Annotated in this window: 16 protein-coding genes; 7 read left to right on the top strand and 9 right to left on the bottom strand. The window is 67.1% G+C overall.

Annotation, left to right across the window (positions count from 1 at the left end):
- On the bottom strand, positions 1-759 hold the full coding sequence (locus RSO01_RS16715; protein ID WP_170303130.1) for a glycoside hydrolase family 73 protein: 759 nt from the start codon (positions 757-759) through the stop codon (positions 1-3).
- Positions 760-1,048: 289 nt separating this feature from the next.
- Here RSO01_RS16715 and tagH point away from each other — a divergent pair, with 289 nt between their 5' ends.
- The 7 genes from tagH (at position 1,049) to RSO01_RS16750 (ending at position 10,498) form a co-directional block, all read left to right on the top strand.
- Positions 1,049-2,356: a type VI secretion system-associated FHA domain protein TagH gene (tagH, locus tag RSO01_RS16720; protein WP_147150258.1), complete on the top strand. Its 1,308-nt coding sequence runs from the start codon at positions 1,049-1,051 to the stop codon at positions 2,354-2,356.
- Complete coding sequence (gene tssJ, locus RSO01_RS16725; protein WP_147150259.1) at positions 2,353-2,814, top strand: type VI secretion system lipoprotein TssJ; 462 nt, start codon at positions 2,353-2,355, stop codon at positions 2,812-2,814. Before tagH ends, tssJ begins: the two co-directional genes overlap by 4 nt.
- Positions 2,811-4,139, top strand: a complete 1,329-nt coding sequence (gene tssK / locus RSO01_RS16730; protein ID WP_147150260.1) for a type VI secretion system baseplate subunit TssK — start codon at positions 2,811-2,813, stop codon at positions 4,137-4,139. The genes tssJ and tssK overlap by 4 nt, the downstream gene beginning before the upstream one ends.
- A 153-nt stretch (positions 4,140-4,292) precedes the next feature.
- Entirely contained in the window at positions 4,293-5,549 is a 1,257-nt protein-coding gene (gene tssL / locus RSO01_RS16735; protein ID WP_218037359.1) for a type VI secretion system protein TssL, long form, read from the top strand.
- Positions 5,550-5,551: 2 nt separating this feature from the next.
- Complete coding sequence (tssM, locus tag RSO01_RS16740; protein ID WP_147150262.1) at positions 5,552-9,097, top strand: type VI secretion system membrane subunit TssM; 3,546 nt, start codon at positions 5,552-5,554, stop codon at positions 9,095-9,097.
- Between the two features lie 4 nt (positions 9,098-9,101).
- A complete protein-coding gene (gene tagF / locus RSO01_RS16745) occupies positions 9,102-9,743 on the top strand; it encodes a type VI secretion system-associated protein TagF (protein WP_147150263.1) in 642 nt (213 codons plus the stop codon).
- A complete protein-coding gene (locus tag RSO01_RS16750; protein WP_147150264.1) occupies positions 9,743-10,498 on the top strand; it encodes a PP2C family protein-serine/threonine phosphatase in 756 nt (251 codons plus the stop codon). The genes tagF and RSO01_RS16750 overlap by 1 nt, the downstream gene beginning before the upstream one ends.
- A 15-nt stretch (positions 10,499-10,513) precedes the next feature.
- Here RSO01_RS16750 and RSO01_RS16755 read toward each other — a convergent pair whose 3' ends face one another.
- The 8 genes from RSO01_RS16755 to RSO01_RS16790 form a co-directional block, all read right to left on the bottom strand.
- Positions 10,514-10,801 carry a PAAR domain-containing protein gene (locus RSO01_RS16755; protein ID WP_174825935.1) on the bottom strand — a complete coding sequence of 96 codons (288 nt, stop codon included), beginning with the start codon at positions 10,799-10,801 and terminating at the stop codon, positions 10,514-10,516.
- On the bottom strand, positions 10,801-11,406 hold the full coding sequence (locus RSO01_RS16760) for a DUF6931 family protein (protein ID WP_147150266.1): 606 nt from the start codon (positions 11,404-11,406) through the stop codon (positions 10,801-10,803). Before RSO01_RS16760 ends, RSO01_RS16755 begins: the two co-directional genes overlap by 1 nt.
- Positions 11,407-11,416: 10 nt before the next feature.
- Entirely contained in the window at positions 11,417-13,258 is a 1,842-nt protein-coding gene (locus RSO01_RS16765; RefSeq protein WP_147150267.1) for a type VI secretion system Vgr family protein, read from the bottom strand.
- A gap of 259 nt (positions 13,259-13,517) precedes the next feature.
- Complete coding sequence (locus tag RSO01_RS16770) at positions 13,518-15,026, bottom strand: class I SAM-dependent methyltransferase (RefSeq protein ID WP_147150268.1); 1,509 nt, start codon at positions 15,024-15,026, stop codon at positions 13,518-13,520.
- Positions 15,023-16,048 (bottom strand): type VI secretion system baseplate subunit TssG, encoded by a 1,026-nt coding sequence (gene tssG / locus RSO01_RS16775; protein ID WP_147150269.1) that lies wholly within the window; start codon positions 16,046-16,048, stop codon positions 15,023-15,025. Before tssG ends, RSO01_RS16770 begins: the two co-directional genes overlap by 4 nt.
- A 35-nt stretch (positions 16,049-16,083) precedes the next feature.
- Positions 16,084-17,928: a type VI secretion system baseplate subunit TssF gene (gene tssF / locus RSO01_RS16780; RefSeq protein ID WP_147150270.1), complete on the bottom strand. Its 1,845-nt coding sequence runs from the start codon at positions 17,926-17,928 to the stop codon at positions 16,084-16,086.
- Complete coding sequence (tssE, locus tag RSO01_RS16785; RefSeq protein WP_147150271.1) at positions 17,929-18,456, bottom strand: type VI secretion system baseplate subunit TssE; 528 nt, start codon at positions 18,454-18,456, stop codon at positions 17,929-17,931. It lies immediately after the preceding gene.
- Positions 18,453-19,298, bottom strand: a complete 846-nt coding sequence (locus RSO01_RS16790) for a type VI secretion system accessory protein TagJ (protein ID WP_147150272.1) — start codon at positions 19,296-19,298, stop codon at positions 18,453-18,455. The genes tssE and RSO01_RS16790 overlap by 4 nt, the downstream gene beginning before the upstream one ends.
- Positions 19,299-19,308: the final 10 nt, after the last annotated feature.

The raw sequence follows: 19,308 nt of genomic DNA on the forward strand, positions 1-19,308 counted from the left end.
TCAGTCGTACTGCTTCAGGCGATAGTTCTCCATCACCCACTTCAGCGTCGTGCCATATTGCGGATCGGTGGCGTAGACGCCGGTCAATGCGTCGGCGAAGCGATCGGGATCCTTCACGACCTCCATCGCGGTGCGATAGGGCGATCCCGTCGACAGCAGCTTGCCGTGCAGTTCGAAGGCTTCGGACATGCTGGCGAAGCGTCGGAAGCGCGCCGTCATCGTCACCACCTTGCCGTCGATGACTTCGCGGGTCTCGCTTTCGACCGCTGGCTGGCCCTCCAGCGCCTTGATGCCGAACGGGTTGTTGCTGTCGGGCGGCATGGCCGCGCCCCAGGCGCTCTCGACGATCCATTGCGCCAGCGTGATCGACGCCGGGATGCCCCACCGCTTGCCCGACGCCTTGGCGGCTTCGATGATCTCTGGCGGAACGATCCCGACATGGCCGAAGCGCGGCGGCGGCGCCTGTTCCTTGGTGACCAGCGGCCGCGCGGCCAGGGCGTAGTAGGTCGGGCTGCCGGGCGCCACATATCCGGTCGGCGGATTCATGTTCATCACGACCGCCTGGAACGCCTTGATGGCGAGGATCGTCCCGGGATCCATCATGCCGGTGACGGGGACCTCGGTGTGGGGCTTAGGCAGCCGCCGGTTCAGCAGCGATTGGATGACGAATACGTCGCCCGGGCCGTTCACCGCGTCCAGCCCGACCGATGTGAAGATCGGCGGGGCGACCGCGCCGGCTTCATCGGTACTCAGGATCACTTGCGAAGGGGCAAGGCACATGGCGACAGGGTCTTTTGTCGAACGGCTGAGGCTTAGGATGGCTGCCGTCGCCCCGAGCCGTCAACCGCATCCGTTGATACAGAGATTAATGGTAGTTTTAGGGCGTCCTGCAACTTTCAATATGATTGAGCAGGCTTCCAGTGAGTTCGCAGGAGGGCGTTCCAACCGCTACCAAAGCCAAGTACGATTGCCCAGTCGAGGGTTCCCCTACTAGTATTTTAGGCGACCGGACCAGCCGCTCACCTCCCGTATAGGAGTGCGTCCTCACGTGACCCTGAAGCTTGTCATGATCCGCTGTCCCGACAACGTGGCGCCCGAGCGGCGCGAGGTTCGTGGCGGCGAGTTCTCCATAGGCCGGGGGAAAGAAAACCAGTGGGTCGTTCCCGATCCCGAGCGCCACCTGTCGAAGAAGCACTGCCAGTTCGTCTACGGCGTAGGCGAATGGGAGGTGCACGATTTCAGCACCAACGGCACCTTCCTCAACCAGGCCGGCGATCCTATCGGCAAGGGCGCCAGCCAGAAGCTGCGCAACGGCGACAGGGTCAAGTTCGGCCTCTACGAGATCGAAGTGATCATCGACGAGGAAGAGGCGGCGCGCGCGCATGACGACTTCCTGCCGTCGCGGTCCGATGTGCGGCCCTACCAGGACGCCCGGCTGCCGAGCTCCTCGTCGATGCTGGACGCGCCTAATTCGCCGATCCTGCCGGCGGATTTCGATCCGCTGGCGCCCAACCCGGAGCCGTTCAGCGGACCGACGGACTCCGATCACGTACCAGCCCTTCAGAGCGCTTTCCGGCCACCGGGACCGGTCGCGATCATTCCGGACGACTGGGACGTCGACCTGTCGGCGGCCAACCCGCGGCCTCAACCGGCGCACCCGCCGCAGGCTGAGCAGCCGGCGCCCGCCCCCGCCGTCGCCACTCCAGTGAAGACCGAGCGCCGGGCGCCGACGCCGGCGGCGGCTCCGTCGGCCGTGGCGGCGAGCGATGCCGCCGTGGTCGAGGCTTTCCTGCGGGGTGTCGCCATGAACGACGCGGCGCTGCCGGATCCGGAGAAGACGCTGGAGCGGATCGGCGCCGCCTTGCGGGCGAGCGTCAACGGCCTTCGCCAGACCTTGATGGCGCGCTCGAGCATCAAGGACGAGTTCCGCATCGAGCAGACGATGATCCGGCCGACCGGCAACAACCCCTTGAAGTTCTCGCTCGATGATGATGACGCCCTGGCAACCTTGCTCGGCATCGGCCGGCGCGGCGGGATGCCGGTGGATGAGGCCATTGCCGAAGCCTTCGACGACCTCAGAATGCACGAGCTCGCGACAATCTCGGCGATGCAGGCGGCCGTGCGGGTCCTGCTCGCCCAGTTCGATCCCGAGATCATCGAACAGAAGGCGGGCGGCGGTGGGCTGCAGATCCATCCTGCCCAGAAGAAGGCCAAGGCATGGGAGGCCTTCGGGCAGCTGCACAAGAGCGTGACCCAGGCGCTTTCGGACGATTTCGACAGCGTGTTCGGCAAGGCCTTTGCGCGTGCCTACGAGCAGGCGATTGAAAAACTGACCTCTGATCGGGCCTCATCATGATCGACCGTCGCCGGTTTCTGTTTGGGGCGGTGCCGGCCGCCCTGCTGGTCGAAGGTTGCGGTGGTCCACCGCCGCCGGCGGTGGTCGATGTGACCATCAGAGCGAGCTCCGACATCAATCCCAATCCAGCCGGCACGCCGGTGTCGGTCGCGGTCCGCCTCTATTCGCTCAATGCCAGGGGCAAGTTCGAATCAGCCGACGTTTACTCCCTGATGCAGCGCGAGGCCCAGACGCTGGGAACGGAAAGCGCCGGCGCCGAGGAAGTGGTGGTGCGCCCGGGCGAGACCCGCAAGGTCACGCTGATGCCCAAGCCCGGGGTGCGGTTCATCGGCGTTGCCGTGCTGTTCCGCGACATCGATCGCGCGCAATGGCGCATGGTCACGCCCATCGCCGAGAGCGGACTCTCGCGGTTCGCAATCTCCATCAGCGGCACCAGAGCCGCCCTGGTACCGACATGACCTGGTCAAACCGTGTTGTCTGGCTCGAGGGCATGTTCCTGCGGGCGCAGCACTTCCAGCAGCAGGATCGCTGGCTCGAGGCGCTGATACGCGACCGCACGGCCTCCTTGCGCTCCCATGCCTGGGGCCTGACCGAAGGCGTGATCAACCGCAACCTGCTCGCCACCGGCCAGTTCGCCCTGGCCAGCGGCAGCGGCGTGTTCGAAGACGGCACGCCGTTCTCTCTGCCCGGCGAGACCGACCAACCCGTGCCGCTCGACCTGCCCGAGACGACGCGCAACGCCGTCGTCTATCTCGTGTTGCCGATGCGGCAGGCGGGAGCGGTGGAGGTCACCGCCAACGGCTCCGCGGAGGGTCGCTATGAGCAACGGCTCTTCGAAGCCTACGACACGCATTCCGGCTCACCGCAGCCCGCCGAAGTGCAGGTCGGCAGGCTGCGGCTGCGCTACATGCTCGAGACCGAGAATCGTGCGGGCTACCACGGCATCGGTCTTGCCCGCGTGGTCGAGGTCGGCGCGGACCGCAAGGTGGTGCTCGACGATCAGTGGATCGCCCCGTGCCTGGCCTGCTCCGCCGCACCGCCGCTCAGCGGCCTGCTTGCCGAGCTCACCGGCCTGCTCAATCAGCGTGGTGAAGCTCTGGCGGCGCGGCTGACCGCACCGGGCTCGCGCGGCGTGGCCGATGTCTCGGACTTCCTGCTGCTGCAATCGGTCAACCGCTCGCAGAAGCTGCTGGCGCATTGGGCGAGCGATGGCAATGTCCATCCTGCCGATCTCTACGCTGCCCTGGTGCAGATGGCGGGCGATTTCGCGACGTTCACCGAAGCGAGCCGGCGGCCCTCGGACTATCCGCCCTATCGGCATGCCGACCTGCAGCGCAGCTTCGCGCCGGTGATCGCCGACCTGCGTCGCTCGCTGTCGACGGTCATCGAGCAGACGGCCATCCAGATCCCGCTTCAGCAGCGCGCCTACGGCGTCCGGGTCGGCCCCATCGTCGATCGCGGCATCCTGCGTTCGTCGAGCTTCGTGCTGGCCGTGCAGGCCGATGTGCCGACCGAGACGCTGCGGCGGTTGTTCCCTTCGCAGGTCAAGATCGGCGCGGTCGAGCATATCCGCGAGCTGGTGAACGTCGCTCTGCCGGGCATTGCCGTGCGGCCCTTGCCGGTCGCGCCACGACAGCTGCCGTTCTATGCCGGCGCGACCTACTTCGAGCTGGACCGCAATTCGGCGCACTGGAAGGAGCTGCAGGCCTCCGGTGGGTTCGCCATCCATCTCTCCGGCGAGTTCCCGAACCTCAATATTGAGCTCTGGGCCATCCGCGGTTGACGCCGCTGACGTGAGGCGATCATGAGCGACAATCCTTTCGCCGAACCTGAGGACGACAACCGGACGGTCATTCGGCCGACTCCCGGGCGCCGCCGCGCGGCGGCACCGGAACAACCTCCCGTCCCGCCGAGCGAACCGCCATCGTCGCATACGGTGGCGTCTCGCCCTACCGCTGCGCCTGTGGTGGCGGCCGAGGGAACGGAGGACATGGCGGTCGGCAACGACGTCCTCGCCGCCGCCGCTGCGCCGCTGCTCCAGCTCATGGCGCGGTTGCGCAATACGGCCAACGCGCCGGATTCCGGTGACCTCTATGAGCGGACTGTGCGCCAGATTCGGGTCTTCGAGCAGGAGGCGCGGGACAAGGGTGTGCCCCTCGAACAGCTTCGTCCCGCCCACTATGCGTTGTGCGCCAGCGTCGACGACATCGTGCTGAGCACGCCCTGGGGCAGCAGCGGGACCTGGGGCCAGCGTTCGCTGGTCTCGACCTTCCATCAGGAAGTGCGCAGCGGCGAGCGCTTCTTCGATGTGCTGAAGCAGATGTGCGACAACCCCGGCAGGTTCCTGCCGGTCATCGAGCTGATGTACATCTGCATGTCGCTCGGCTTCATGGGCCGGTATCGCCTGTCGCGTCGCGGCGTCGGCGACATCAGCCGGATCCGCGAAGAGACCTATGCCGTCATCGCTCGCCAGAGGAAGGCGGCAGAACCGGCGCTTGCGCCGCATACCAAGGGCGTGAATGCACCCTACCGGCCGGCGCGGTTCGTCGTGCCGCTCTGGGTCACCGCCTTGGCGGGGCTGGGCATCATCGGCGGGCTCTTCCTCTGGTTCTCGATCGGCCTCAATTCGGAGTCCGATGCCGTCTATGCCCGGCTGCAGGGCGCGCCGCCGGATCGCATGCCGACGATCACCCGCACACCGGTCGTCGAGCCCGCACCGGTGATCGCAGTCGCACCGCCGCCGCCCGAGCCGTCGACGCTCGACAAGCTGCGCCAGTTCCTGAAGCCCGAGATCGATCAGAAGCTCGTCGAGGTCCTCGGCTCGCCGGCGCAGCCGCTAGTGCGCATCATGGGCCGCAACATGTTCGCGTCGGGCAGCGCCACGCTGACGCCGAGCTTCAAGCCGTTGCTCGAGCGTATCGGACTTGCCCTGAAGGAAGAGAACGGCCCGGTGAAGGTCTTCGGCTACACCGACTCCGAGCCGATCCGCACCATCGCCTTCCCCTCGAACTTCCAGCTGTCGACGGCGCGGGCGCAGGCGGCCAGCACGATCATCGGCGCCGCGCTCGGCGAGCCTTCGCGGATAACCGTCGAGGGCCGGGCGGACGCCGATCCGATCGCGCCCAACTCCACGCCCGAGGGCCGCGAACGCAACCGGCGTATCGAAGTCGTTCTCTACCGGCAGGGTGGCTGATCATGAAAGCGCTGCGGCTCCTCGCTTCCCGTTGGGTGCTGAGTTTCCTCGGCGTCGCCATCCTGGCGCTGCTGGTCTGGTTCTTCGGCCCGCTGCTGCCGCTTCTCGAGGGATGGATTGGCCGCCTGGTCGTCATCCTGTGCCTGCTGGCGATCTGGGCTGCCGTAAACGTGGCGCTCGACTTCAATCGCCGACGCCGCGAGCGGAAGCTCGAGGCCGGCGTCACCGAGAAGGCTGCCGACGAGGCGGACGATCGCAGCAGCGAGGAAGCGGCGGCCCTGCGCGAACGCATGTCGACTGCGCTGTCGCTGCTGAAGCGGGCGCGCGGCACGCGCGGTTACCTCTATGAGCAGCCCTGGTACGTCATCATCGGCCCGCCCGGCGCGGGCAAGACGACGGCGCTCCTGAACAGCGGCCTGAAATTCCCGTTGGCTGCCGAGATGGGGCAGGGGGCGGTCGCCGGCGTCGGCGGCACCCGGATGTGCGACTGGTGGTTCACCGAGAACGCCGTGCTGATCGACACGGCCGGTCGCTACACGACCCAGGATTCGAATGCCGCCGTCGATCGCGCTGGATGGGATGCTTTCCTCGATCTGCTGCGCCGGACGCGGCCGCGGCAGCCGCTCAACGGCGTGATCGTGGCGATTGCCTTGAGCGATATCGCCAGCGCGCCGAACGACGAGCGGGTCGCCCATGCACGCGCGGTCCGGCGGCGCATCAAGGAGCTCGAGGAGCGCCTCAGCATCCGTCTGCCGGTCTATCTGCTGTTCACCAAGTCCGACCTGATCGCGGGCTTCGCCGAGTTCTTCGACGATCTCGACCGCGATCGGCGCGAGCAGGTCTGGGGCGTGACCTTCCCGTACGGCAAGGCCGCCGCGACCCCGGTGGCGCAGTTCCCCGACGAGCTGCAGCTTCTCGTCGAGAGCCTGAACGATCGCCTGTTCGACCGCCTGCAGGCCGAGCAAAGCCCGGAGCGCCGTGCGCTGATCGCGGGCTTCCCGACGCAGATCGCTTCGCTCGGGCAGCCCCTGCAGGCCTTTCTCACCGAGGCCTTCGGCGGCTCGCGGCTCGATCCGGCGCCGCTGCTGCGCGGCGTCTACTTCGCCTCCGGCACCCAGGAGGGTTCGCCGATCGATCGCCTGACCGGCGTGATGATGCGTGCCTTCGGTGTCGACCAGCGCCGCGCCGCCGCGCTGCGGCCGGTGCAGGGGCGCAGCTATTTCCTGGGGCATCTCGTGTCGCGGGTGATCTTCGGCGAGGCCATGCTGGTGAGCGAGCCGCCGACGGCGCGCATGCGCCGGCTCATCATGCGCTCCGCCGCCTATGCCGTGGTGGCCTTGCTGACCCTTGGCGTCGCCGGCTGGCTCCTGGTCAACCGCTCGTCCAGCGAGCGCGAGATCGGCGAAATGGCGTCGGCCCTGGATACCTATCAAAAGATCGCCAAGGAAACGACGTTCGATCCCGTCAACGATGCCGACCTGCCGCGCCTGCTGCCGTTGCTTGACGCCGCCCGCGAGCTGTCGACGACGGCCAAGGCCAGCAGCCCCCTGCTGGCCGGCTTCGACCTGTCGCAGACGGCCAAGCTGCGTGGCGGCGCCGAGGGCGTCTATCGGCATGCATTGGGCTACGCGCTGCTGCCACGCCTGATCTGGCGGCTGGAAGCCCAGATGCGGGGCTATTTCACCCAGCCGGAATTCCTGTACGAGGCGACGCGCGTCTACCTGATGCTCGGCGGCCAGGGCCCGCTCGACAAGTCCCTTGTTAAGGAGTGGATGACCTACGATTGGCAGGCCCAGTATTCCGGACCTGGCAATCTGGCGGTGATCGCGAGCCTCCAGCAGCACCTCGATGCGCTCCTGGCGCAGCCGCTGCCCGCGGTGTCTCTCGACGATGCGCTGGTGGAGAAGGCGCGCACGACCTTCAGCCGCGTCTCGCTGGCGTCGCGTGCCTACTCCCGCATCAAGCCTTCGGCTGCGGCGCAGAGCCTGCCGCCGTGGCGGCCGAGCGACGCGCTTGGCCGTGCAGGCGGAAGCGTCTTCACCCGGGCCTCGGGCAGGAAGATGAGCGACGGCATACCGGGCTTCCTGACCGTGGATGGGTTCCACAAGGTGCTGCTGCCTGCCTTGGCCACGGCGACTCGCGAAGTCGCGTCGGAAAGCTGGGTGCTCGGCCAGAAAGTGCCCGGCAACTTCGACCTCGCCAAGCAAAGCGAAGTCGCGAACGATGTCGTCAAGCAGTACATGGAGGACTACGCCAAGGCGTGGGACGCACTGCTGCAGGATATCGAGATCTCGCCGCTGCGCAGTCTGAACCAGGCGTCCCAGGACCTCTATATCCTGGCGTCCAAGCAGTCGCCGTTGAAGGATCTGCTGGTGGCCATCGCCCGCCAGCTCACGCTGTCGGAGCCGCCGAAACCTTCGGCTGTCGAGGCGGCAGCAGCAGCGGATCTGGAAAAGGCCGCGAAGGAAAAGGCGGCGGCAGTAGCGCCCACGGTCGCCAAGTCCGCGGCGCTTGCCGCACTGCTTGCCGGCCAGGCCGGTGCGACGCCGGCCGTGCCGCCCGGCCATCAGATCGACGAACGCTACAGGGCGCTCCGTGATCTCGTCACACCACCCGGCTCGGCGCCGATCGACCAGGTGCTGAAGCTTCTGGACGACCTGCGCCAGCAGCTCGCCAGGATGAACGCCGCGGGTGTCGGTGCGCCCACCGTCGCGGCCGGCGACGATCCCTCGCAGGCGCTGCGGGCGGAATCCCAGCGCCAGCCGCAGCCGCTGGGCCGCTGGCTCGCCAGCATGGCCGAGCAAAGCACCGCGCTGCGCGCCGGCGGTGCGCGCCAGCAGGTTGCCGCCGCCTACAATGGCGTGAACGGGCCGGCCAGGCTCTGCGCGCCCGCAGTCAACGGACGCTTCCCGTTCGTGCCCGGCAGCTCGAACGAGACGCCGCTGGACGACTTCGCCAAGCTGTTCGCGCCGGGCGGCCTGATAGACGGCTTCTTCAACACGCAGCTCCGGCCCTATGTGAACACCACCGGCAAGACCTGGACGCCGCAGACGGTGGACGGCGTGTCGGCGCCGGTCTCGCCGGCGGACATCACGCAGTTCCAGCGCGCTGCCGTCATTCGCGACCTGTTCTTCGCCTCCGGTTCGACGACAATCGCCGTGCGCTTCGACATCACGCCGGTCGAGTTGGACTCTGGCGCGTCGCAGGTCAACCTGGAGTTCGACGGCACGACGGTCACCTACGCGCACGGGCCGGCGCGGTCGACCCAGATCACCTGGCCGGGTCCCAACGGCATGACGAACGTCCGGCTGGTCTTCAATCCGCCGCCGCGCGGGGGCACCGGCGTGATCTCAGAGACTGGCCCGTGGGCGATGTTCCGGCTGTTCAGCCGTGGCACCCTGCAGCAGGCCGGCTCGCCGGAGCGCTATCTGCTGACCTTTCAGCTCGATGAGCGCAGTGCAGCGTTCGAGATTCGCGCCGGCTCGGTCTTGAATCCCTTTGCGCCGGGCGTCTTGCAGGACTTCCGCTGTCCATCGGTCAGCGGCTAGACCAATGGCTGCGCTACCCACCGATGCGATTGCCGGCCTGTTCGGCAAGCTGCCTGCGCGGGGTGACTTCGTGCGCGAGAACCTGCCGCGCGACTTCACCGACAGCTGGGACGACTGGTGGCAGCGCGGCCTCGCCGAGACGCAGGCCCGGTGGCGCGACGAGTGGCAAGACGCCTGGCTGGAGGCCCCCGTCTGGCGCTTCATGCTGCCGCCGGGGCTTTGCGGCAAGAATGGCGTGCTCGGGCTCTGGCTGCCGAGCGTGGACAAGGTCGGGCGCTATTCGCCGTTGACGATTGCCGCCGCCGCGCCGTGTGATTGGCTGCCGCATATCGGAGAGATGACGTCCTTCCTGGCGGCGGCAGAGGAGGCGGGGCGCGATGCGCTGGAGCACGATCTGGCGCCCGTCGACCTGCTGGAGCGCATCCAGGCTGCCTTCACGACGGCAGAAGGGCCGACGCCTGATCTGGAGTTCGTGCCCGGGCGCACCGCGTGGTGGACCGAGGGCGGTCCGCGAGTTGTCACGCGTTTTGAGACAGGAACAGCCTTGCCGGAGGGAAGCGGATTTGCTGCGCTCATAGATGATGACTGGGGAGCGAACGCCGCCGCACCTGAGGTGTTGGTCCCCCGAGCTTCGGATGCTTCGTGATGTCTGAGAACGGAATCGCTCAGAACACGGCTCGCCACGGGAGCTTCCGCTCCTGCGCGGCGACGCATGCGGGCACGGCGAACCGCATGAACGAGGACGCCTACGTCAATCGGCCCGATCTCGGGCTCTGGGCGGTGGCAGACGGCGCAGGTGGGCATGCATCGGGCGAGATTGCATCGGCCGAGGTCGCCACCATTCTGCAGTCCATCGACCCCGGGCTCTCCGCCAGCGAGATGCTGATCGAGGTACGATCACGGCTGGAAGCGACGCATGCGCGCCTGCACACCGAGGCGTCACGACATGGCGCCATGGTGGCGACGACCGTGGTCGTGCTGATGGCACGAGACGATCATTTCGCCTGCCTGTGGGCGGGAGATTCGCGCGCCTATCTGCTGCGCGGCCAGGCGCTCACCAGGATCACACGCGACCACAGCCTGGTGCAGGTGCTGGTCGAGAACGGCACGATCAGCGAGGCGGAGGCTGCCCGCCATCCGCAGGCCAACGTCATCACGCGCGCCGTTGGCGCCGACATCGACCTTCTCGAGCTGGACAAGCGGACCGGCCAGCTGCAGGCCGGCGATCGGCTGCTGCTGTGCAGCGACGGCTTGAGCAAGACACTGCCCGAGGAACTGTTGGCTGAGCTGTTGTCCGGCGACGACGAGACCGCAGCTGAGCGTCTGGTGACGGCCGCGCTGATGGCCAAGGTCTCCGACAACGTCACCGTCGTGACGATCGATTTCGGCGCAGGCGGTTGACCGCGATCCAGCGTGTCAGACGAGGACGAGAGGATAGCCCACGACGACGGAGCCGCCGTGGGCTGTAAGGGACCCCAGATACGCGGCGGGCATGCCGCCGATCAGCACCTTGAAGGATCCAAGGGCGATGACGTCCGGCGGCCCTACACAGACGCACATGTCGCCGACGCGGGCTGCCGGCAAGCCGCCGATCAAGACAGGCACGCCGCCGGGAGGAAGAATCGGGCCGCCGACATGCGGCACCAGGACCGTCACCATGGGGCAGACATGCATGTCGCCGACACGGGCTGCAGGCATTGGCATCAGTCTGGCTCCGCTTCAAGGCGTCCGGCGCCGCCAGCCGCGATGTCCTTGGCCGAGGCGAGGAAGCGCATAAGTCTATCGTCGCGCCGCACCGCTGGTCCACGGGCGGCCGCCAGGGCGACCGAACCTGCCACGGCGAGGCCGGTGAAATGCGGCTGCGGCGGCACCTTCGGTGCCTCCGGCGGGGCCATGGAATCTCCGCTCCAGAAGGCGCCAACGGCGGCCCACGCCTCGGCGCTGCCGAACCCTGCCGATTCCGCGTGTTTCATCGCGGTGCGGCGTTGTTCGTCGGTCGGCTTGCGGACCCACTCTTCGGCGGCCTCACGCACTTTCGCCTCGGCCGACGGATCGGTCCCGCTCGCGGCCGTGTGACGCGAGCACGCGCAGGCCCACCACACCGCTTCGCGCGCGGGCAGCGCATGGGCGATCAGCCGCGTCGCCTCGACCAAAAGCCCGGCCCGCTCGAGCCGATCGAGGGCTTCGATGGAATCCTTGGCCCCGACGAGGGTGGAGCGGCCCTGATCGTCGAGCTGCAGGTGTGGCAGCACACGCGCCAGGTCGTCGCTGAGCTTGTTCGCGGTCTTGGGGGTCGGTGGGGAAGCCATGGTAGGGTCCTCAGCCGATCATGATGATGCCGCCGCTCAGCTGCAGCATGGCGTCACCTTTGACGGTGGTCATCAGCCCCTTCACCTCCGTCATTACCGTTCCGTTGACCTTGATCATCATGCCGCTGATCGTAACGCCCATCTGGTCGATCTTCACCGAGCTCTGCCCGACCTTGAGCGTGATCGCCTGCATCGCTTCCATGGTGATGGAGCCGAGGTCGCATTTCACGGAGATGTTGCCGAGCTTGAGCTCGGTGCTCTGATCGCCCTGCTTCAGGGTGACCGTCTCGTTGCCCTTGTTGATGGTGACGGTGCGGTCGTTCTCGACGGTCAGTGTCTGGTCGTTCTCGACCTCCGTCTTCATGTCCTTCTGGGCATGCAGGAAGAGCTGCTCGCTGCCCTTCTTGTCGTCGAACGAGAGCTCGTTGAAATCGGCGGTGCCGCCCTTGGTCACCGAGCGCGAGCGGAAACCGAGTTTCGTCTTCTCGCCGACCGGGAAGATCGGCTTGTCGTCGCCGTTGTACAGGCCGCCGATGACGATCGGGCGGTCGGGATCGGCATCCATGAAGGCGACGGCGACCTCGGTGTCGACGCGCGGGATGAACTGGCCGCCCCACTGATTGCCGGCCCACGGCTGGACCACGCGCACCCATTCGCTGTTGTCGGCGGTGGCGTCCTCGCGCCAATCCCAGCGGAAGCGGATTTTTATGCGTCCCTGGTCGTCGGTGTGGATCTCTTCTCCCGACGGCGCCAGGACCGTGGCGGTGTGAAGCCCCTCCATGCGCGGCCGCGCCGTCTTCATCGGCTGGCGCCACGGCACGGAGTTGGGGAAGGCCATGAAACTGTTGCTGTAGTCCGTGCCCGATGCGACGCCGGCCCGCTCCGACACATCCTCGGCGTGATGCTTGATCTGCTGGATGACGTGAACCTGCTCGCCGGCGTCGGTTTTCAGCTTGAACTTTCCACCGGCGATCAGCCCGGCATGGTCGCAGCCTCCGCCAATCAGGGAAACCGCGGCCTCGGCCGCTTCCATGCGCCATCTAGCACGGTTCTTCGCCACGCCGGTGTCGCGGGTCAGGGCAGGCCAATGGAACACCGGGCGCTGAGACGTGCCGCCGTGCTTGAGGATGGTGTTCTGCTCCATCTTCAGGTTCTTGTCGGGTGTGTCGAAGTCGTAGTCCTTGACCGTCACCTTGCCCGGGGCAAACGCCTCGGGCTTGCGGAACTCGACCATCATGTCCGCGGTCGTGCCGACGCCGAGCCGAAGCGTGGCATTGGGGATGGTGTAGAAGCCGTTGTTTTCGTTGGTCACGACCAGTGTGTGGCTGTCCTCGCTATGCTCGAAGAAGTAATACCAGCCTTCTTCCTCCATCAGCCGCGTCGCGAAGTGCAGCGCCGTCTCGTTGAACTGAGCCGTCGCCTTGCGCTGGGTCGGCGCGGAGTACAGGCGGAACGAGGTTCGGGTCACGCCGACTTCCTGGAAGAGGATCTTGAGGATGTCCTCGGCGGTCTTGTTGAAGAACATCCGGCAGTCGCTGCGAATGGCGGCGTGCGCCAGCTGGGGCACGAGCACCATCTTGTAAAGCTTGTCGATGACGCCGCTCTGCTCGAGCACGCCGAATTCCTGGACGATGCCGTGGAAGTATCGGGTCGTCTTGCCGCCGTTGTTGACCGCCACGCAAGCGGTCTTGTTGAGCATGTTGGTCGCGTTGATCGTGCCAGCCGCGATCGCTTCGACTTCGAAGCGGAACAGTTCGCTGATTGTTTCGGTGGCCGTCATCCGAACAGCCGTCAGAGGCGACTCCGCAGAGCTCGTGATCGACAGCAACGATTTTTTGTCATCTTCGGCCATGTGAAACGCAACTTTCGGTGTGGTGTCCCAGCAGCCAAGTCACGATCGGTGCTTTCAGGCACTAAACGCTAGCCGACGCGAGGTTGTAAGGAAACACGACCTTGGCGGCGACAATTTGGCAGAAGGGTGTGTGCTATTGGAATTATTCCATTTCAGGTGGAGGTGACGATCTAGCCACCCTACGCTGCGGGGCAGCTTCGGATGGCCGGGGTTAGTAGTTGATCCAAGTCTCCCGAAGCTCCGCAGGAGCGAAGGGGGGCTAGTCGGGAACGATTCGCAGTTGCCGCAGGATCGGCAGGCGCTGCTCGATTGCGGTATGGACGACATTGCGCACGGTATCGTGCTTTTCCGGGATGACGTCCGCGCTCAGAGCCTTGATCCAGGCGTCGGCATTGTCTTCCCGCTCGCCGCTGAGCAGCCGGGCCGCCATGAACTGCAGGAGCGGGGGCGCCGTGAGGCCGGTGCCGAGCCGCCAGGAGGCGAGGCCGCCCGAGGTCTTGGCGTCGACGATCGAATGGACGCGCGAGCCGAAGACGCGATTGAGCCGGTTGGCGGCGTCGGGTTGCTCGCCATTCGAGCGCGTCGCGACCTGGCACTGATGGGAGCCGACAAGAATGCTTATGAGCTCGGCGGGATTGCCGCGCTCGCTGCTCAGCGCCATCAGATCGCCGACCGTCGCCGGGCCGCGCATCGCCGCGACCATCATGTCCTTCAGCTTGTCGCTGACCTCGGCCATGCCGGCCGGCACGCGTATCTTGGTCTGCAACTCGCCCGGGCTGACGATCGGCACGACCGTCAGGCCGGAGAGCGCCGCGTCGCGCGCCTCGTTGTGGATGCGCCTGGCGCCGCGCACGAAGACGTCGTGTCGGAGCTGCCGCGGCAGGCACATGTCCTTGATCAGCTCGCGCAGCAGCGGATCCTTGTAGCGGTTCATGATGTCGCGCTGCTCGGCCGTCAGCATCAGCTCGGGGAAGTTCTCCATCGGATTGACCGACGACACCCAGTCGAGCTTCGCTTCGGCCAGCGCCGCGACGACGTCGGCGTGGAAGGCCGGCGCCCAATGAGCGCTCATGTATTCGTGCGAAAGGTATTCCGTCGACATGGCGACGGTGGTGTCGAGAAGATCGCGCGAGAGGCTGCTCTCGGTGAGATACTTGCTCTCGACCGCCTTGAGGTCGCGTGCCAATGCGAGACCCGCCTGGGCCTGCGTGTCGCTGCGGCCGCCGGATCGGATGCCGGTCTCGTAGATCAGCCGCTGCATGCCGAGCGCGCCCTGCCAGGCGGGCAGCGCGTTGTAGCTCAGATGGACCATGCCGCCCGGGCGTGTCTTGGCGGCCAGCAGCCGGACGATGCCGGCGCGGACCTCGTTGCTGACCCACGACCAGAGGCCGTGCATGGTGACGAAATCGGCCTGGGGAATGGTGTCGGCCTGGGCGCTGGTCGCGAGACTGGCGAGATCGCCTTCTATGAAGCGGATATTGTCGAGGCGCGCGGCGCGGGCGAGACTGGCGCCGATGGCGATATGGGCAGGGTTGTAGTCGATCGCCGTGACCTGCCATCCTGGATTGGCCGCCGCCGTGACCAGCGCGCCGATGCCGCAACCGCAGCCCAACTCCAGGTAAGTGGCGGGATCGTCAGGCTCCGGCAGGTCGGCCGCGACGTTGCCGAACAGGCAGGCGAGCGCCATGCGCGCCGGCGACTGTTGGACATAGAAGCCTTCGATATAGGCGATGTCGGCGACGTAGCCGCTGTTCCATGGTTGGTTCATGCACGTCCCTCAACAATCTCACTTTCGAACAAGGCATCGCCGGCGTCGGTCCGCCGGGGCATGGCGCGGGATGTCGGCAGCCACGTGTTCCAGCCGAGCAGTGGTCTCGGACCGCCCTCGGCGGGCGGGGCCAGCGCCAACGGCGGAACGGCGTCGCGCGCCAGCACGGGATTGGCGGCAAAGCCCACTTCGAAGCCGACATAGGCGCGCACCAGCGAGATCAGCTCACGCAGCAGCGGCTGGTCGGGCAGGAGTCTCTCGAAATAGGCGAGATCGAGCGGTCCGATGCGCAGGATGATCCGCGCCTGCTGGTCCCAGGCGCGCACGCCGGCCGCCGCATCGACGCTCAACTGGCTGAATCCGCCCGGCGACAGGCCGACGCCCAGGCGCGTCCGCTGGTCGATCGGCAGGGCGAGCCACGCCCCCGCGAACTGCTCGACCTTGACCGGTCGGCCGAGCCAGTCGGAGGCCAATGCCTCGAGGCGATCCGCGGAGCGCGGATGGGCCGAAAAGAATCCAGCGTAATGACGTAGCGCAGCCGGACCGGCGAGCAGTCGTTCGGCGAGGTGAGGGGTGGCATAGCCGGTCAAGGACAGCAGCACCTCGGCGACCGGATCGCTGCGCTCCGTGTTGGTCGACAGGGCGCCGACATCGGCGGCGCGATGGGGCCGGTACTTCGTGCCCGCAGCGGCAAACGCCGCGACCATGCGATGCGAGATCAGGTCGAGAAAACGCGTGAGCGAAAACGCGCGCGATCGCTGATCGGCGACGACGGCATCCGAATAGTATCTCGGCAGGACACCAGCGGGCCCGGTCAATCCGATCAGTCCCACCGTCACGAGCGGCTCGGACATCCCGTCTTCGGTCCGAACCTGGGTGACCTCCGCCGGCAGGTAGGATGAGCCGACCGTGCTGGTGAAGCGGGCGGAGCCGGCCGGATCGGCCCGGCGCCGGAGAAAGGTCAGGACCCTCACCGCGGCATCGAAGCTGAAGCGCTGCGGCTGCTCCTTGAGGCGCGCCATCGGCGCCTCGGCGCGCCGCGAGGAGCGGGTCTTTATCACAGCAGCACCTGGCTGCCGGCGCGCGCTGGCCAACTGGCGGCAACGCCGGGCCGTCCGCGCAGGACCGCTTGCGTGCGCACGAACGAGTTCACGGTCGCATGCAACGCCAGGAAACGGTCGAGCACCGACGCCAGCACATACAATCCGCCTGTCGTCCATGCCTGGTCGTCGAACGTCAAGGTGACATCGAGCCCACGGCAGAACCCGCCGCTGCGCGCGCCGGGACCGCGCAACCCCGGAATACGCGCGGTGCCGGGCCTGGATGTCACGTTGAGCAGGGCACGGATCGCCGTGCGCGATTCGGTCGATTCGCGGCAATCGTAGAGGCGCAGCACCTCGCGCAGGGCGTCGGCTGCGGTCTCGCCGCCGACGACGCTGAGATGGCCAAGCGACAGGTGAGAGATCAGCCGCCAGAAACCGCGCTCACGGACCGGCATGCGCAGCGTCGGTGTCGGCGCGGTCAGGCAGCTGAGGCCGGTCACGGCGGCGGCGCCTTCGACCAGCCTGAGGGTCGGGCGTCCGCCGCCGAACGGCAGGGCGGCCGGCAAATCACGATTGCAGCACAGCGCATCGACCGACAGGACGCCGCTGCTTTCACGTTCGGGATCGAAGCCGGCATCGTGCGGCAGCAGATAGACCTCGGTGCCGCGAAAGTCGCCAGTCGTGTCGCGGCGTGCCGTGCCGTAGAAGCCGGCAATCGATGCCTCTGCCGCGTCATCGGCGTGCCGTCGCGTCAGCCGATGGAACGGCTGCCATGTCCTGAACTCGCCGTTCGGCAGGCTTTCGCGCACGCGCTCGACGGCCCACACCTCGACGCTGGCGGGGCGACGCACGTCCGGCTCGATGCGATATTCGATGCTCGTATGGTCGAGCGAGATCGGCTCGCAGCGCTGCGAGAACAGGTTGACGATGGGCGTGCAGCCGAGCGCCAGGCTGTTGGCCTGCACCGCGCGTTCGAGATCCGGGATCGCGCGATCGAGATAGACGAAGATGTCCATCTTGTTGCCCGCCGAGACCAGCGTCTTGGCGTCGAGCCGGCAAATATCGATGAACTGGAATTTTTCGCGCGCGGCGAAGTACTCGCTGAGCAGCCGGAAGCCGGAGAAGGAGCGCGCCGGCCAGGGGAACAGCGCTTCCTCCGGCGCGAAGCCGACGGCCTGCAATGTGTCCGGCGGCAGGATCACCGGGTGCGCGTCCGAGAGATCGTCTGCCAGGGCAATCGAGACGGTATGCGCCATCAGCAATTCCAGCAGCCGCGACCCGTGCTCGCCGGTCAGGAAGACGCGCAGCCGGTCGAGGCCGAGCTGCGTGAAGGTCATGGTGGGGTTGATGCAGCGCAAGCTGATGCGGAGACAAGCGACCGCCTCGGTAGCGGTTGGATTGGGCGGAGCCGCCAAAGGCATGCCTGAAAGCCGGACGGCGTCGATCTCCACCGGCCACAGTGTCAGGGGATAGGCGGTGCGGAACTGGCAGGTCTCGCCGCCGACAGGTTCGGCTTCGATCGCGAGGCCGGAGGGCAGATGAGCGGGACCCGGCAGGTCCGGATTGGCAGCGAACCGGGTGATCGCCACCGAAGGCATGGGGGCGAGGTAGTGGGGATAGAGGACGGAGAGCAGCCCGTCGGTAAGCTCCGGGAACTCGTCATCCAGCCGGTGCTGCACGCGCGCGCCGAGAAAGGCCACGCCCTCGAGCAGGCGGCTGACATGAGGGTCGTCGATGGTGTCCTTCGTCAGGCGCAGGCGGCCGGCGATCTTGGGATGGCGCTCGGCGAATTCGCCGGCCAGCACGCGCAACGCTTCGAGTTCCCGGTTGAAGAAGGCGAGCAGGGAGTCCGACGCCAACTACGCCTCCTGTTCGTGAACCGTGACGTTCTTGGTGAGAAGGTCGACGACCGTGTCGAAGGCGATCGGCTCCGGTGCCGGTTCGGCGTGCAGCAGCGCGTCGATACGCAGCCTGAGCGTTCCGCTCACCTTGTCGGTCGTTTCGAGGAGCGTGACCCTGAGGCTGACAATACGCGGCTCGAAGCGGCGGATGCAGTTCTCGACCAGCACGCGCAACTCCTCACGGCGGCGCGGATCGTGGTAGGCGCCGGAGGCGAAGTCGGGCAGTCCGAAGCCGGCCAGCGAGCGATCGAGCTCGGCCAGGTGGGGATCCCAGGAACGCCATCTGCGGCGCGTGTTGAGCAGTTCCTCGAGGTCGTTGCAGATGCTGATGCGTATGGTGTCCATGGCGGCAGACGCCGAGAGCGGCGCGTCCGAGCTCTGTGAAGGGTCGGCATCGACAAGCCGGTCGAGCAGGGGCAGCTGGGCCCGCCTGCTGCGCGTTGCGCCGAAATTGTCAGACGTCGGGCGATTTCTGCTGTCGCTCATGACGCCGCCTGAAAGACGATCTTGTCGATCTCGAGCCAGGTCAACGCTTCCTCGCCGACCAGCACGGTCACGGCGCCGAGGCCCGTCGTCGGTCCACTGTCGCCCGCCTGCTGCCAATCGGTGGCCCGGCCCAGCCGCAACGGGTCTGTCATGGCGTCGGCCGCCGCCTTCGTCATCGGCGGATAGATCACCGGCAGATAGACATCGCCGTCGGGGCCGTCGGCTACCTGCATGGTCGCGCGGCGCCAGAAGAGATCGCGCGGCCGCTTGGCCGGGTGAAACTCCAGGAGCAGCACGCGTTCGGGCGGAATCCAGAAATACTTGCCGGTCGTGGTGATGACCTCGAAGCAGGACGCCAGCAGGTCGTCGGCGTCGCGCATATCGTCGAAGGCCGCGCCGCGCAGAGTGCCGGACGGGTGCGGGCGCGCTGCTTCGGCCTCGGCGGCAAGCCTGGCGGCTTCGGACGGATCACCGTTGCGCAGGGCGACGATGCCGGCCAATGCCGAGCGCTGGGCGGCGGTGGGCTCGCCGAGGAATTCCGGCACCCGGCCGTCGCTGAACAGCTGTCGCCTTGCCGTCTCGCCGCGCAGCAGCTGGCGGAACTCGGCAACGACGATGGCGGCCGTCGGGTCGAGGTCGGCGCAGGCGTCGAGAACGACGTCGGCGCGCTCGATATTGCCGGAGAAGGCCAGCAGCTCGGCGAGCAGGACCCGGGCGCCGATATCGGTCGGCGCGCGGCGCACCGCGGCATTGGCTGCCGTCAGCGCATTGGCGAGATTGCCTTCGTGGAACAGACGACCGGCTTCGCCGGGATCGGCAGTTCCTGTGGGAGAAAGCGACATCGATCCTCCT

It is taken from the genome of Reyranella soli (assembly GCF_007992495.1).
Taxonomy (GTDB): domain Bacteria; phylum Pseudomonadota; class Alphaproteobacteria; order Reyranellales; family Reyranellaceae; genus Reyranella; species Reyranella soli.